At 66.8% G+C, this 14,741-nt stretch carries 17 protein-coding genes; 11 read left to right on the top strand and 6 right to left on the bottom strand.

Features of this window, described 5'->3' with window-relative positions; genetic code table 11:
- The first annotated feature begins 9 nt into the window (after window positions 1–9).
- Together lpdA and A5711_RS18835 are read left to right on the top strand one after the other, a co-directional pair.
- Window positions 10–1,404, top strand: a complete 1,395-nt coding sequence (gene lpdA / locus A5711_RS18840; protein ID WP_067949217.1) for a dihydrolipoyl dehydrogenase — start codon at window positions 10–12, stop codon at window positions 1,402–1,404.
- A gap of 5 nt (window positions 1,405–1,409) precedes the next feature.
- Entirely contained in the window at window positions 1,410–1,682 is a 273-nt protein-coding gene (locus tag A5711_RS18835) for a hypothetical protein (protein WP_067949134.1), read from the top strand.
- 6 nt (window positions 1,683–1,688) lie between these two features.
- On the opposite strand, the gene A5711_RS18830 is transcribed toward A5711_RS18835, so the two are convergent.
- Together A5711_RS18830 and ramB are read right to left on the bottom strand one after the other, a co-directional pair.
- Window positions 1,689–2,249 (bottom strand): carboxymuconolactone decarboxylase family protein, encoded by a 561-nt coding sequence (locus A5711_RS18830; RefSeq protein WP_067949133.1) that lies wholly within the window; start codon window positions 2,247–2,249, stop codon window positions 1,689–1,691.
- A complete protein-coding gene (gene ramB / locus A5711_RS18825; RefSeq protein ID WP_067949131.1) occupies window positions 2,246–3,670 on the bottom strand; it encodes an acetate metabolism transcriptional regulator RamB in 1,425 nt (474 codons plus the stop codon). Before ramB ends, A5711_RS18830 begins: the two co-directional genes overlap by 4 nt.
- Before the next feature lie 154 nt (window positions 3,671–3,824).
- Between ramB and A5711_RS18820 the strand changes: the two genes are divergently transcribed.
- The 3 genes from A5711_RS18820 to A5711_RS18810 all read left to right on the top strand — a co-directional run bounded on the left by A5711_RS18820 (window position 3,825) and on the right by A5711_RS18810 (window position 7,184).
- Window positions 3,825–4,619, top strand: coding sequence for an acyl-[acyl-carrier-protein] thioesterase (locus tag A5711_RS18820; protein WP_067282393.1), 795 nt, complete (start codon window positions 3,825–3,827; stop codon window positions 4,617–4,619).
- A gap of 270 nt (window positions 4,620–4,889) precedes the next feature.
- The gene (aceA, locus tag A5711_RS18815; protein WP_067949130.1) at window positions 4,890–6,176 is read left to right on the top strand and encodes an isocitrate lyase; all 1,287 of its coding nucleotides are present in this window, start codon (window positions 4,890–4,892) and stop codon (window positions 6,174–6,176) included.
- 144 nt (window positions 6,177–6,320) lie between these two features.
- A complete protein-coding gene (locus A5711_RS18810) occupies window positions 6,321–7,184 on the top strand; it encodes a 3-hydroxybutyryl-CoA dehydrogenase (RefSeq protein WP_156744994.1) in 864 nt (287 codons plus the stop codon).
- Between the two features lie 13 nt (window positions 7,185–7,197).
- Here A5711_RS18810 and pcaA read toward each other — a convergent pair whose 3' ends face one another.
- Window positions 7,198–8,067 (bottom strand): cyclopropane mycolic acid synthase PcaA, encoded by an 870-nt coding sequence (pcaA, locus tag A5711_RS18805; protein ID WP_067949128.1) that lies wholly within the window; start codon window positions 8,065–8,067, stop codon window positions 7,198–7,200.
- A 192-nt stretch (window positions 8,068–8,259) separates the two neighbouring features.
- Complete coding sequence (locus A5711_RS18800) at window positions 8,260–8,967, bottom strand: TetR/AcrR family transcriptional regulator (RefSeq protein WP_369806132.1); 708 nt, start codon at window positions 8,965–8,967, stop codon at window positions 8,260–8,262.
- Window positions 8,968–9,113: 146 nt separating this feature from the next.
- Between A5711_RS18800 and A5711_RS18795 the strand changes: the two genes are divergently transcribed.
- From A5711_RS18795 to deoC, 6 genes are all read left to right on the top strand, one after another.
- Complete coding sequence (locus A5711_RS18795) at window positions 9,114–10,496, top strand: DUF445 domain-containing protein (protein WP_156744993.1); 1,383 nt, start codon at window positions 9,114–9,116, stop codon at window positions 10,494–10,496.
- Window positions 10,497–10,579: 83 nt separating this feature from the next.
- Window positions 10,580–11,008: a helix-turn-helix domain-containing protein gene (locus A5711_RS18790; RefSeq protein ID WP_067949123.1), complete on the top strand. Its 429-nt coding sequence runs from the start codon at window positions 10,580–10,582 to the stop codon at window positions 11,006–11,008.
- Window positions 11,009–11,194: 186 nt separating this feature from the next.
- Window positions 11,195–11,800, top strand: a complete 606-nt coding sequence (hbhA, locus tag A5711_RS18785) for a heparin-binding hemagglutinin HbhA (RefSeq protein WP_066952171.1) — start codon at window positions 11,195–11,197, stop codon at window positions 11,798–11,800.
- 79 nt (window positions 11,801–11,879) lie between these two features.
- The gene (locus tag A5711_RS18780) at window positions 11,880–12,167 is read left to right on the top strand and encodes a DUF2516 family protein (protein ID WP_040621261.1); all 288 of its coding nucleotides are present in this window, start codon (window positions 11,880–11,882) and stop codon (window positions 12,165–12,167) included.
- 3 nt (window positions 12,168–12,170) lie between these two features.
- The gene (locus A5711_RS18775; protein WP_067949121.1) at window positions 12,171–12,584 is read left to right on the top strand and encodes a DUF2599 domain-containing protein; all 414 of its coding nucleotides are present in this window, start codon (window positions 12,171–12,173) and stop codon (window positions 12,582–12,584) included.
- Window positions 12,584–13,273, top strand: coding sequence for a deoxyribose-phosphate aldolase (deoC, locus tag A5711_RS18770; RefSeq protein WP_082975771.1), 690 nt, complete (start codon window positions 12,584–12,586; stop codon window positions 13,271–13,273). Before A5711_RS18775 ends, deoC begins: the two co-directional genes overlap by 1 nt.
- A 7-nt stretch (window positions 13,274–13,280) precedes the next feature.
- Here deoC and A5711_RS18765 read toward each other — a convergent pair whose 3' ends face one another.
- Together A5711_RS18765 and A5711_RS18760 are read right to left on the bottom strand one after the other, a co-directional pair.
- Window positions 13,281–14,324: a DUF2993 domain-containing protein gene (locus A5711_RS18765; RefSeq protein ID WP_067949119.1), complete on the bottom strand. Its 1,044-nt coding sequence runs from the start codon at window positions 14,322–14,324 to the stop codon at window positions 13,281–13,283.
- Window positions 14,321–14,741 (bottom strand): nitrilase-related carbon-nitrogen hydrolase (locus tag A5711_RS18760; RefSeq protein ID WP_304442546.1); only part of this gene is annotated, 421 nt, incomplete at its 5' end. The genes A5711_RS18765 and A5711_RS18760, both read right to left, overlap by 4 nt.

Raw genomic sequence — 14,741 nt, 5'->3', positions numbered from 1 at the left:
GTAGTGGCCGTGACCCATTTTGACGTCGTCGTCCTCGGGGCCGGTCCCGGCGGATATGTCGCAGCCATTCGCGCCGCACAGCTCGGCCTGAACACCGCAGTCGTCGAGCCGAAGTACTGGGGCGGTGTCTGCCTCAACGTCGGCTGCATCCCGTCCAAGGCGCTGCTCCGCAACGCCGAGCTGGTCCACATCTTCACCAAGGAAGCCAAGGCTTTCGGGATGAACGGTGAGGCGACCTTCGATTACGGCGCCGCCTTCGACCGCAGCCGCAAGGTGGCCGAGGGCCGGGTCGCGGGCGTGCACTTCCTGATGAAGAAGAACAAGATCACCGAGATCAACGGGTACGGCAGATTCACCGACGCCAACACGTTGTCGGTGGACCTCAACGACGGCGGGACCGAGACCGTCACGTTCGACAACGCCATCATCGCCACCGGCAGCAGCACCCGGCTGGTGCCGGGGACGTCGCTGTCGGCCAACGTGGTCACCTACGAGGAACAGATCCTCTCCCGCGAGCTGCCCGAGTCGATCGTCATCGCCGGCGCCGGCGCTATCGGCATGGAGTTCGGCTACGTCATGAAGAACTACGGCGTCGACGTGACCATCGTGGAGTTCCTGCCGCGCGCGCTGCCCAACGAGGACGCCGACGTGTCCAAGGAGATCGAGAAGCAGTTCAAGAAGCTGGGCATCAAGATCCTCACCGGGACCAAGGTCGAGTCCATCTCGGACAACGGCTCCGAGGTGACCGTGGTGGTCAGCAAGGACGGCAACACGCAGGAACTCAAGGCCGCAAAAGTGTTGCAGGCCATCGGCTTTGCGCCCAACGTCGAGGGTTATGGCCTGGATAAGGCCGGCGTCGCGCTGACCGACCGCAAGGCCATCGGCATCAACGAATACATGATCACCAGCGTGCCGCACATCTACGCCATCGGTGACGTCACCGGGAAGCTGATGCTGGCGCACGTCGCCGAGGCCATGGGTGTGGTGGCGGCCGAAACCATTGCCGGCGCAGAGACTTTGGCGCTGGGCGACTACCGGATGTTGCCGCGGGCGACGTTCTGCCAGCCGCAGGTGGCCAGCTTCGGGCTGACCGAGCAGCAGGCCCGCGACGAAGGCCACGACGTCGTGGTGGCGAAGTTCCCGTTCACCGCCAACGGCAAGGCGCACGGCCTGGGTGACCCCAGCGGCTTCGTCAAGCTGGTCGCCGACGCGAAGCATCTCGAGTTGCTGGGCGGGCACCTGATCGGCCACGACGTGTCCGAGCTGCTGCCCGAGCTGACGCTGGCGCAGAAGTGGGACCTGACCGCCAACGAGCTGGCGCGCAACGTGCACACCCATCCGACCATGTCGGAGGCGCTGCAGGAGTGCTTCCACGGCTTGACCGGCCACATGATCAACTTCTGAGCCGCATGCGCAGCGACGTCTTTCTCGGGGCCGTCGGCGGTCTCGCCGCGGGTTATCTGCTGTGGTTGCTGGCCTTTTCGATCGCCGACGACAACGCGGCGGTGGGGCAGTGGGCCCCGACGGTGTTGCTGCTGTCGCTCGCGCTCGCGGTCTGCGCCACGATGTGGGCGTCGTTGCTGCGCCGGCGCAGGAAATACGCGTGGTCGGGGTTCGGCTTCGGGCTGTCCGTGCCGCCGCTGGCGCTGACGCTGGCCGTGCTGGCCAGTGTCTACCTCTGACGGGCTCTAGCGCGGGTTGTCCAGCGGGATGTCCAGGGCCGCCATCGTCGCGGCCAGGCCGTCGTATTGGCTTGCCAGCAAGCAGAATTCGATCAGCTGACGGCGGTCCAGGTGCTCCGCGAGCTGCTGCCAGGTGGCGTCGGTGATGGTCCGGTCTTTGACGAACTCGTCGGTGGCCGTCAGCAGCGCCTGCTGCCGCACGGTCAGGCGCGCCTCGACCCGGTCCAGCCGTTCGGGCCACGCGAAGATGGCGGCCTGCAGGTCGGCGTCGAGCCCCTGCTTGGCGGCCATCCGGCGGTGGTGCTGCAGTTCGTATTCGCAGCCGCGCACATGCGCGACCCGCAGGATCACCAGTTCGGTGTCGATCGCAGGCAGCCGGCCCCGCAGCACGCGGCCGCTGTAGATGCTCCACGCCAAGAACAGCAGGCGGTGCTGGCCCAGCGTGGTGAACAGATGCATCTCGGGCGCCCGCACCGTCCGCGCGGCCAGCTTCGCGAGCACCCAGTTGACCGGGCCCAGTTCGCGGAAGCGCCCCGACGGGATGCGGCCATGCTGAGCGCCGGTCACGGTTGCTTCACCAGGTACGGGGAGACCGTGCTGCGGTGCTCGTCGAGATCCAGGGCGCGCCCCAGGGCCGGGAACGCCCGCTGCGGGCAGTTGTCGCGTTCGCAGACCCGGCATCCCGCGCCGATCGGTGTGGCCACTGTTCCTGAATCCCCCGAGACGTCGAGTCCTTCGGAGTAGACGAGCCGGTGCGCGTGGCGCAGCTCGCAGCCCAGCCCGATCGCGAAGGTTTTACCCGGCTGACCATACCGGGCGGCCCGACGCTCCACGGTCCGGGCCACCCACATGTAGTTGCGGCCATCGGGCATCTGGGCGATCTGGACCAGGATCTTGCCCGGATTGGCGAACGTTTCGTACACGTTCCACAGCGGGCAGGTGCCGCCGCTGGAGGAGAAGTGAAACCCGGTGGCGGACTGTCGTTTTGACATGTTGCCCGCGCGATCGACGCGGACGAACGAGAACGGAACGCCGCGCATCGACGGCCGCTGCAACGTCGAAAGCCGGTGCGCGATCGTCTCGTAGCTCACCGAGTAGAAGGAGGACAACCGCTCGACGTCGTAGCGGAAATTCTCCGAGACGTCGTGGAACTGGCGGTAGGGCAGCACCGCGGCCGCGGCGAAGTAGTTGGCCAGCCCCAGCCGGGCCAGCGTGTGCGACTCGTCGCTGGTGAACTTGCCCTCCTCTACCAGGGTGTCGATGAGGTCGCCGTACTCGAGGTAGGCCAATTCGGCGGCCATCTTGAACACCTGCTGGCCGAGCGAGAGGTGGTTGCTGATCTCCAGCGTCTTGGTCGTGGGGTCGTACCGGTGCAACACGGTGTCACCGAGATCGATCCGCCTGTTGATGTGCACGCCGTGCACCTCGGTCAGCCGGCGGTTCAGCTCGCGGGCGAGGTCGCCGTGGTGCATCCGCATCTGGATCGTGAGATCTTCGGCGGCGGTGTCCAGCTCGTGCAGATAGTTCTGGCGTTGGTAGAAGTAGTCGCGCACTTCCTCGTGCGGCATGGTGATCGAGCCGCTGCCGCTGCCGTCGGAGTACCGCTCCTCGGTCGCGGCGGCCAGCTGCGCGGTGGTGATCCGGTAGCGCCGGTGCAGGTTGACCACCGCGCGGGCCAGGGTCGGGTGGGCGCTGACCATCTCGGCCACCTCGGTCGGGTCGACGTCGATGTCCAGGTCGCGGTCCATGGTGACCTCGCGCAGCTCGGCGACCAGCCGGGTGTCGTCCTGGGAGGCGAAGAACGTCGCATCCACGCCGAACACCTCGGTGATCCGCAGCAGCACCGCCACCGTCAGGGGGCGCACGTCGTGCTCGATCTGGTTCAGGTAGCTCGGGGAGATCTCCAGCATCTGGGCCAGGGCGGCCTGGGAGAAGCCGCGCTCGTGGCGCAGCTGGCGGACCCGGGAGCCCACGAAGGTCTTGGACACTTTGCCCAGGATAGCGGGTTGCTAAGCCGAAGTTGGCAGGGTTTGCACGCGGGCGCGGACGCGTCGGGATTGGTTTTTGACACAGGGCGTTGGCATGATTCGCAACGGAGGCCTCAACGTGAGTGCCCACAAGGAGGAAACGGGGAGCGAAGCCGTGAGCCTGGACAAAGAACTGATGCCGGTTCCCGACGGCCACCCCGATGTGTTCGACCGTGAATGGCCGCTGCGGGTGGCCGACATCGACCGCACGGGCCGCCTGCGGCTGGACGCGGCGTGCCGGCACATCCAGGACATCGGCCAGGATCAGCTGCGCGAGATGGGTTTCGAGGAGACCCACCCGCTGTGGATCGTCCGCCGCACGATGCTCGACCTGATCCGTCCGATCGAGTTTCAGGACATGCTGCGCTGCCGCCGGTGGTGTTCGGGCACGTCGAACCGGTGGTGTGAGATGCGGGTTCGCGTCGACGGTCGCAAGGGCGGCCTGATCGAGTCCGAGGCCTTCTGGATCAACATCAACCGGGAGACCCAGATGCCGTCGCGCATCTCCGACGACTTCCTCGCCGGGCTGCACAAAACCACGTCGGTCGACCGGCTGCGGTGGAAGGGCTACCTCAAGCCGGGCAGCCGCGACGACGCGGTCGAGATTCACGAGTTTCCCGTCCGGGTGACCGACATCGACCTGTTCGACCACATGAACAACTCGGTGTACTGGAGCGTGATCGAGGACTACCTGGCGTCGCACCTGGCTTTGATGGCGCGGCCCCTGCGCGTCACGATCGAGCACGAGGCGCCGGTGGCGCTGGGCGACAAGCTGGAGATCATCTCGCACATCCATCCGGCCGGATCGACCGACCAATTCGGTCCCGGGCTCGTCGATCGGCCTGTTACAACGCTCACATACGCGGTCGGCGACGAGACGAAAGCGGTCGCCGCGCTCTTCAACCGCTAACCGGACAAGCGTCCCGGTAAATTACCGGCTGACCTGCGGATTCTTGTTACCCGCCGGTAGTTTCTGAAACGGTTCAGTTTCCGTTCGTCTTCGCAAGATTTGCTAAACCGGGCACGGTCGTTGCCGAAATTGGCAAATGAAACGGCTGGACCTGCGTCAATAGCTGTGCCATCTTCGAGTTAGCACACCAGCGAAGTTGAGCCTCTAGCTACCGCCGGTGAAGCGTTCACCAACCCAGTAGTAGTGAAGATTCGTTAAGGAGCATGCCCAATGTCTGTCGTTGGCACCCCCAAGAGCCCGGAACAGATCCAGAAGGACTGGGACACCAACCCGCGTTGGAAGGGTGTCACCCGCACCTACAGCGCCGAGGACGTCGTCGCCCTGCAGGGCACCGTGGTCGAGGAGCACACGCTGGCTCGCCGCGGCGCCGAGGTGTTGTGGGAGCAACTGCACGACCTGGAGTGGATCAACGCGCTCGGCGCCCTGACCGGCAACATGGCCGTCCAGCAGGTCCGCGCCGGCCTGAAGGCGATCTACCTGTCGGGTTGGCAGGTCGCCGGTGACGCCAACCTGTCCGGCCACACCTACCCCGACCAGAGCCTGTACCCGGCCAACTCGGTGCCGCAGGTGGTGCGCCGCATCAACAACGCGCTGCTTCGCGCCGACGAGATCGCCCGGGTCGAGGGCGACACCTCGGTGGAGAACTGGCTGGCCCCGATCGTGGCCGACGGCGAGGCCGGCTTCGGCGGTGCGCTGAACGTCTACGAGCTGCAGAAGGCGATGATCGCGGCGGGCGTCGCGGGCTCGCACTGGGAGGACCAGCTCGCCTCGGAGAAGAAGTGCGGTCACCTGGGCGGCAAGGTGCTCATCCCGACCCAGCAGCACATCCGGACGCTGACCTCGGCGCGCCTGGCGGCCGACGTCTGCGACGTGCCGACCGTCGTCATCGCCCGGACCGATGCCGAGGCGGCGACCCTGATCACGTCGGACGTCGACGAGCGTGACCAGCCGTTCATCACCGGTGAGCGGACCAAGGAGGGCTTCTACCGGGTGAAGAACGGCCTGGAGCCCTGCATCGCCCGGGCCAAGGCCTACGCGCCGTACTCCGACCTGATCTGGATGGAGACCGGCACGCCGGACCTCGACCTGGCCGCCAAGTTCGCCGAGGGCGTCAAGTCCGAGTTCCCCGACCAGATGCTGGCCTACAACTGCTCGCCGTCGTTCAACTGGAAGAAGCACCTGGACGACTCCACCATCGCGAAGTTCCAAAAGGAGCTTGCCGCAATGGGATTCAAGTTCCAGTTCATCACGCTGGCCGGCTTCCACGCGCTGAACTACTCGATGTTCGATCTGGCCTACGGCTACGCCCGCAACCAGATGACCGCGTACGTGGAGCTGCAGGAGCGCGAGTTCGCCGCCGAGGAACGCGGTTACACCGCGACCAAGCACCAGCGCGAGGTCGGTGCCGGTTACTTCGACCGCATCGCCACCACGGTTGACCCCACCTCGTCGACCACCGCGCTGACCGGCTCCACCGAAGAGGGTCAGTTTCACTGAGGACGAGCAGAGCGGATTCGCACGGCTGCGATCCAGATTGTGCGAATCTGCCCCTGTTCACCGTGAAGTAGCATTGGCCCCGCCCAGCGATCCTGGGCGGGGCCTATTGCGGTGCAAGACGATACGACACCGAAAGAGATGACAGTGAGCGACGCAGCGATTCAACGGGTAGGGGTTGTCGGGGCCGGCCAGATGGGATCCGGCATCGCCGAAGTCTCGGTCCGCGCCGGTGTCGACGTGACGGTGTTCGAGACCACCGAGGCCCTGATCACGGCCGGACGCAACCGCATCGTCAAGTCGCTGGAGCGCGGCGTGAGCGCGGGCAAGGTCACCGAGCGGGAGCGCGACCGCGCGCTGGGCAAGCTCACCTTCACCACCGATCTGAAGGACCTCGCCGACCGCCAGCTGGTCATCGAAGCGATCGTCGAGGACGAGGCCGTCAAGGCGGACATCTTCGCCGAACTCGACCGCGCCATCAGCGATCCCGACGCGGTGCTGGCATCCAACACGTCCAGCATCCCGATCATGAAGATCGCCGCGGCCACCAAGTACCCGCAGCGGGTGCTGGGCCTGCACTTCTTCAACCCCGTGCCGGTGCTGCCGCTGGTCGAGCTGGTCAGCACGCTGGTCACCGACGAAGCCGCCGCCGCGCGCACCGAGGAGTTCGCGAGCGCGGTCCTCGGCAAGCAGGTGGTGCGCTGCTCCGACCGGTCCGGCTTTGTCGTGAACGCGCTGCTGGTTCCCTACCTGTTGTCGGCAATTCGGATGGTGGAGGCCGGTTTTGCCACCATCGAGGACGTCGACAAAGCCGTCGTCGCCGGGCTGTCGCACCCGATGGGCCCGCTGCGGCTGTCCGACTTGGTGGGGCTGGACACCCTGAAACTGATCGCGGACAAGATGTTCGAGGAATTCAAGGAACCGCAGTACGGCCCGCCGCCGCTGTTGCTGCGCATGGTGGAGGCGGGCCGGCTCGGCAAGAAGACCGGCCGGGGCTTCTACACGTACTGACGGCTCAGCCCGGCTACTTCTTCTTCTCCAGGGTGAACTGGTCGACGTCGGTGTAGCCCTGGCGGAACAGCTTCGCGCAGCCGGTCAGGTACTTCATGTACCGGTCGTAGACCTCTCGGGACTGGATGGCGATGGCCTCCTCGCGATTGGCCGCCAGCGCGGCCGCCCAGGTCTCCAGGGTCCTCGCGTAGTGCAGCTGCAGCGAGTGGACCCGGGTCAGTTCGAAGCCGGCGGTGACCGCGTACTCTCCGACGGTCTGCGGGGTCGGCAGCCAGCCCCCCGGGAAGATCTCGGTCAGGATGAACTGTGAGAAGTGAACGATCTCGTGGGTCAGTGTCATGCCCCGTGCCCGGGCATCCTTGAAGGACGGGCGAACGATGGTGTGCAGCAACATCGCTCCGTCGGACGGCAGCGCCTGATAGGCCATCTTGAAGAAGCGGCCGTAGCGCTGCCGGCCGAAGTGCTCGAAGGCGCCGATGGAGACGATGCGGTCGACGGGCTCGTGGAACTTCTCCCACCCCTCCAGCAGCACCCGCCGGCTGCGCGGGGTGTCGAGCTCGTCGAACATCGCCTGCACGTGCTTGGCCTGGTTCTCCGACAACGTCAGGCCCACGACGTTGACGTCGTACTTCTCGATCGCCCGCCGCATGGTGGCGCCCCAGCCGCAGCCGATGTCCAGCAACGTCATCCCCGGCTCGAGGTTCAGCTTGCCCAGCGCCAGGTCGATCTTGGCGAGCTGCGCCTCTTCCAGGGTCATGTCGTCGCGCTCGAAGTAGGCGCAGCTGTATGTCTGGGTGGGGTCCAGGAACAGCCGGAAGAAGTCATCGGACAGGTCGTAGTGGGCTTGCACGTTTCCAAAATGCGGCGTGAGCTGCACTGACATGTCGAGTAGAGCCTTTCGTTATGCGGAGCCAGGGGTGGCTGACCAGCCCGACGCACCCTCGCGTCACCCCCCATGCATCCCTGCATGCTAGTCGCTACGGCTGTGCGAGTCGTCTGGCCGAGCGCGTCATAAGCGTCACACGAGGCGAGTGGAATTGACAAAAGACGGTCCGCCGCGCGCTTCGGAAGGCGCCTAGAGCGGGGCCCGATCCTCAGCCCCGCGGGGCGGCACAATCGGCGAGGGGTGGGGCTCTTCGCGGAACTTGTCCAGCGAGCCGCCCACCTCGACGATGCCCTTCAGCGCATTCCAGCTCAGCATCGTCAGGTAGTCGATCAACTCGTCGCGGCTCATCCGCGGATCCGACATCCAGGAGTGGGTGGCCAGCTGAACGCCACCGACGATCAGGTAGGCCCATGGCTCCGCGCCACCGGTGTCCATCCCCGCCTGTTGCATCCGGCGGCGCATCAGCACCGCCAGCATGCGGGCGATGATCCGCTCGGAGTCGGCGATCACCTTGCTCTTGCTGGCCGAGCTGTTGGACATCACGAAGCGGTACGGCTCGGGTTCGTTCGCGACGGTTTCGACGTACACCCGGATGACCTCCCGGGTCAGGTCGAAGCCGTCGAGATTGGATGTCAGCGCCGACGCCATATTTGGAATCAGCGTGGTTTGGGTGAACCGCATCATGACGGCGGTCGTCAGATCGTTCTTGTCGACGAAGTAGCGGTACAACACCGTCTTGGAGACGCCGATCTCCGCGGCGATCTCGTCCATGCTCAACGTGCCGCCGCGCCGCCGGATCGCGTCGATCGTCCCGTCTACCAACTCGTTGCGGCGCTCCACCTTGTGCTGATGCCAGCGCCGCTTGCGGCCATCCGTCTTGGCCGTCGCAGCCAACATTTGCTCCGCCACTATCGCCTATTTCCCATTCACTAGACGCCCTCGATACTACGGCGTGCGGGCCTGTTCCGGACTTCGGCCGCGCCCCGCTACGGGCCTCCCGAACAGTGCCGTCACACCAATCGGCCGGGACAATGAATGATGGAGTGGTGGTACACAGAGCCTCGCCTCGAGGCGCAGCGCCGGGCCCGCGAGCGGCGGGGCCGGACTCGATGACCCCGTTGACCGGAACCGAGCGGCCGCACGCATCGTTGGCCGAATCATTCGCCGGTGCCGATCCGCAGGCCGATGCGGAGCGCCGGGTGGCGCTGCGCCGGATGAAGGCGGTGGCGCTGGGCTTCCTGATCGGCGCCACCGGCCTGTTCCTCGCCTGCCGGTGGGCCCAGGCCCACGCCCACCTGGGTGCCTGGGTCGGCTATGTCGGTGCCGCCGCGGAGGCCGGAATGGTGGGCGCGCTGGCCGACTGGTTCGCGGTCACGGCGCTGTTCAGGCATCCGCTGGGCATCCCCATCCCGCACACCGCGATCATCAAGCGCAAGAAGGATCAACTCGGCGAGGGGCTGGGAACCTTCGTGCGGGAGAACTTCCTGTCGCCGCCGGTGGTGGAGACCAAGCTGCGGGACGCGGAGGTGCCCGGACGGCTCGGCAAGTGGCTGTCGGAGGCCGCCCACGCCCAACGTGTCGCCAGCGAGACGGCCACGGTGCTGCGGGTGCTGGTGGAGCTGCTGCGCGACGACGACGTCCAGCAGGTGATCGACCGGATGATCGTGCGCCGCATCGCCGAACCGCAGTGGGGGCCGCCGGTGGGGCGGGTGCTGGCGACGCTGCTCGCCGAGAACCGGCAGGAGGCGCTGATCCAGTTGCTGGCCGACCGGGCCTTCCAGTGGTCGCTGAACGCCGGCGAGGTGATCCAGCGGGTGGTCGAGCGGGATTCGCCGACGTGGTCGCCGCGCTTCATCGACCATCTGGTCGGCGACCGCATCCACCGCGAGCTGATGGACTTCACCGACAAGGTGCGCCGCAATCCCGACCACGAGCTGCGCCGGTCGGCGACGCGCTTTCTGTTCGAGTTCGCCGACGACCTGCAAAACGACGCGGACACCATCGCGCGCGCCGATGCGATCAAGGAGCAGCTGATGGCGCGCGACGAGATCGCCAACGCCGCCGCCACGGCCTGGAAGACGCTGAAACGCCTGGTGCTCGAAGGCGTGGACGACCCCTCCAGCACGCTGCGCACCCGCATCACCGACACCGTCGTACGCATCGGGGAATCGCTGCGCGACGACGCCGACCTGCGCGACAAGGTGGACAACTGGATCGTGCGGGCGGCCCAGCACCTGGTTTCGCAGTACGGCGTGGAGATCACCGCCATCATCACCGACACCATCGAGCGCTGGGACGCCGAGGAGGCCAGCCGGCGCATCGAGTTGCACGTGGGCCGTGATCTGCAGTTCATCCGGATCAACGGAACCGTGGTCGGTTCCCTGGCCGGTCTGGTGATCTACGCCGTCGCCCAACTACTTTTCTAGTAGTGCTAACAAGTGCTTGCAAAAGCAAGCACTTGTAGTAATCTGGTGGCCGTCAACATCGATCAGCCGACCAGGAGCACGCCATGACACCCGAGGAGAAGCTCTCCGCCAAGGTGTCCAACGCCGCCTCCGACATGGCCTCGGACATCGGTAGCTTCATTCGCAGCCAGCGCGAACTCGCGCAGGTCTCGGTGCGCCAACTCGCCGAAAAATCCGGGGTCAGCAATCCGTATCTGAGCCAGGTGGAGCGTGGATTGCGCAAGCCGTCCGCCGACGTGCTCAATCAAATAGCGAAGGCGCTGCGGGTTTCCGCCGAGGTTCTCTACGTGCGGGCCGGGATCCTCGAGCCCAGCGACAAAAGTCAGGTGCGCGACGCCATCATCACCGACACCGCGATTACCGAGCGCCAGAAGCAGGTTCTGCTCGACGTCTACGCATCGTTCACCCAACAAAACGAATCAACTGAATCAAGCGACGAGGAGTGTTCCACCGAACCCAACGGCGACGAGTGATCAACGGCCCTACCGGCCGTCCGGACTTCCACGTCACGCTAGCGGTTGGTGATGTATCAACCCCGACCGCACGGGTTACCCAGAGCGGAAATCCGGCGGCCGCCAGCGGAGAAGGAGACGCCCGCCTTAGCTTCCATAACCCACACCCAAGAACGCCAATAACGGAAAACCATGAAAGGAATAACCATGGCGGACAATTCGAACATCGAAGATTTGCGGGCACCCCTGCTCGCGGCCCTTGGCGCGGCCGACCTGGCCCTGGCCACTGTCAATGACTTGATCGCCAGCCTGCGTGAGCGCGCTGAAGAGACCCGCGCCGACACCCGCACCCGGGTGGAGGAGAGCCGCGCACGGCTGACCCGGCTGCAGGAGGACCTGCCCGAGCAGCTCGACGAGCTGCGCGAGCGGTTCACCAGCGAGGAACTGCGCAAGGCCGCCGAGGGCTACCTGGACGCGGCGACCAACCGCTACAACGAGCTGGTCGAGCGGGGCGAGGCCGCCCTGCAGCGGCTGCGCAGCCAGACGGGCCTGGACGACGCCTCCGCGCGCGCCGAGGGCTACGTGGACCAGGCCGTCGAGCTGACCCAGGAGGCGCTGGGCACCGTGGCGTCGCAGACCCGCGCGGTCGGCGAGCGCGCGGCCAAGCTGGTCGGCATCGAGCTGCCCAAGAAGTCCGACGAGACGGCCAAGAAGGCTCAGAAGGCTGTCGCCAAGAAGGCGCCCGCCAAGAAGGCCCCGGCCAAGAAGGCGCCCGCCAAGAAGGCGTCCGCCAAGAAGGTCACCCAGAAGTAAGTCAAGACGCTCGACTCGGAGTTGTCCTTCGGGCAACTCTGAGTCGACGTTTGGGACGGCGCCCGCATACGCTTAAGGCGTGAGCCACCTCGTGGGTACCGTCATGTTGGTCTTGCAGATCGCCGTCTTGGTCACGGCGGTATACGCGTTCGTGCATGCAGCACTGCAGCGGCCCGACGCCTACACCGCCGCCGACAAGCTGACCAAGCCGGTGTGGCTGGTGATCCTCGGTCTGGCTGTCGCCCTGACATCCATCCTGAGTTTTGTCTTCGGGGTACTCGGGATGGCGATCGCCGCGTGCGCGGCGGGCGTGTATCTGGTCGACGTGCGGCCGAAACTTCTTGAAATTCAAGGTAAGTCGCGCTAGCGGATGAAGGCCCGGCTGACGGCGCCCGCCGCGGTGCTTGTCGCGCTGTGGGGCTCAGCGGGCGCCGCAGCGGCGGACCCGGCCACGATGTCCCCGCCGTTCATCGACCACACCGAGTGGGCGCAGTGGCACGGCCTGAGCAGCCTTCGGGTCTTTCCGACACCATCGGGCCGGCTGGCCGCCAGGCAGTCCGGGAACGCGGCCCTCGCCGACGAGGCGTGGGCCGAAGTGCTGGCGCTGTCCCCGGACGCCGACACCGCCGGGATGCGTGCGCAGTTCGTCTGTCATTGGCAGTTCGCCGAGCTGGCCGAGCCCGGCAAGACCAGCTGGAACCTGGAACCGTGGCGCCCGGTCGTCGACGACACCGAGATGGTCGCCTCCGGCTGCAATCCGGGCGGACCCGAGGAAAGGTTCTAGTGGCGAGCAAACCCACCCGGGCGCAGCTGGCGGCCATGGTCGACCACACCCTGCTCAAACCCGAGGCCACCGAGGCGGACGTGGTCGCCCTGGTCGCGGAGGCCGCCGAATTGCGCGTCTACGCCGTGTGCGTCTCGCCGTCGATGGTTCCGGCCGCGGTGCGGGCCGAAGGCGACGTCGCCGTGGCGAGCGTGGCGGGTTTCCCGTCGGGCAAGCACATTCCGGCGGTCAAGGCGCACGAGGCCGAACAGGCCGTGGCATCCGGCGCCACCGAGGTCGACATGGTCATCGACATCGGCGCCGCGCTGGCCGGAGACATCGAGGCGGTGCGGGCCGATATCGCGGCCGTGCGCGCCGCCATGAACACCGTCGACGCCGCCTCGGTGCTCAAGGTGATCGTGGAGTCCGCGGTGCTGTTGTCGGGGCCGGACGAGCGCACGCTGGTGCGGGTGTGTCGCGCGGCCGAGGACGCCGGCGCCAACTTCGTCAAGACGTCGACCGGGTTCCATCCCGCGGGCGGCGCGTCGGTGCGTGCCGTCACCGTGATGAGTCAGACCGTCGGCGGCAGGTTGGGCGTCAAGGCCAGCGGGGGCATCCGCAGCGCTGCCGACGCGCTGGCGATGCTGGACGCCGGTGCCACCCGGCTCGGGCTGTCCGGCACGCGGGCGGTGCTCGACGGGCTCGACTGAGCCGTCGTCAGAGGTTGGCGAAGCAGGGGTCGTTGTTGTTGCCGGTGGGGATGCTCGCGTTCCGCGTCGAGAAGTGGCTGGTCACACCATCATTGGTGACCTGCACGCTGTCCGCGTGGATGCCCAGCGGGTAGTTCTTGGTGAACTGCGCGGTGAAGTCGTCCAGGGTCGACTGCACCGACTCCTTGGGCATGGTGAAGCCGAGCGCGTTGAAGCTGACGATCTGCAGCTGCAGGCCGTTGCCCGACACCACCGGCTTGGTGGTCAGGTTGTCCAACATGCCCTTCAGCTCGATGGTGCCGTCGTTGGGGTGCGTGGTCACCGTGTTGGTGACGAACGGGCCCAGCACCGGGATCGCGTTCTGAACCGATTCCTTGATGCCGTCGGACGTCCAGGTGACGGTCGCGTCAAGCGACCCGATGGTGCCCTTGGAGTCCTGCGTGTCCCTGAGCTGGACGTCGCGGATGTTGATGTCGATCTTCATGCCCTTGGCATCACGCACCTGGTTACCCGCGGTCGACACCGAGATGTTGGTGTAGTGCTTGGTGAGCTGCTGCCACAGCATCAGCGGCGCCACCCCGAACGACGCGGTGGCCTGGTCCTTGACCTCACACGCCACCGCCTCGGCGACCTTGCTGTTGGCGACGTGACGGACGTACAGCTCGCCCCCGACCAGCGCGGCGATCACCAGGCAAACCACGATGATGCAGACCAGCACCACGGACAGCGGGTCGCGCAGGAAGCGACGCTTCTTCTTCCCTCCGGCCGGTTCCTCGCCGGGCGTGGGCAGCTTCTCGGTCGCCCCCGCGGGCGGAATCGGCGGGGGTGGCGGCGGGTAGTCGGGCCGCTGCATGTTCGGCGGGGGCGTGCCGATCCGTTCGGTCTGACCCGGCGGCGGACCTGCGGCGGGAGGCGGCGGCGCGGGGGCCGGGCCGCCGGTGTTGATCCGCTCGGTCGGCCGCTCGGTGGGGGGCTGGCCGAAGGGGCCTTGGTTGCCGGGACGGCCCCACGTCGACGGGTCCTGGTTCGGTGGTCCTTGTGGGTTCGTCACCCGACCGATTCTGCCTTATCGAGCTGAGCAAAATCTGAGTGGTTGCGCAGCACCGCGATGCTCTCGCGAGCCTTGGCGACGCGGTCGACGTCGATGTCGGCCAGCACCAACTGCGGCGCGGAACCGGCCGACGCGACGACCTCCCCGAATGGGGAGACCACCAGGCTGCCGCCCACCCCGGTGGGCGCGCCCGACCCGGTCAGCGACTCGCCCGGGTCGGCCTGCCCGGCCGCGGCGACGTAGCTCATCGAATCGAGCGCGCGGGCCCGTGCCAACAGCGTCCACTGGTCGAGCTTGCCGGGCCCCGCGCCCCACGACGCGCAGACGGCGATCAGCTGGGCGCCGCGGCGGGCCAGCTCGGTGTAGAGGGCCGGGAAGCGGATGTCGTAGCAGACGGTCAGCCCCACCCGCACGCCG

It is taken from the genome of Mycobacterium sp. E2238 (assembly GCF_001672665.1).
In the GTDB taxonomy this organism is placed as follows: Bacteria; Actinomycetota; Actinomycetes; order Mycobacteriales; family Mycobacteriaceae; genus Mycobacterium.
The sequence above is the reverse complement of the archived record's forward strand: the minus strand, read 5'-3'. Positions and strand labels throughout refer to the sequence as shown.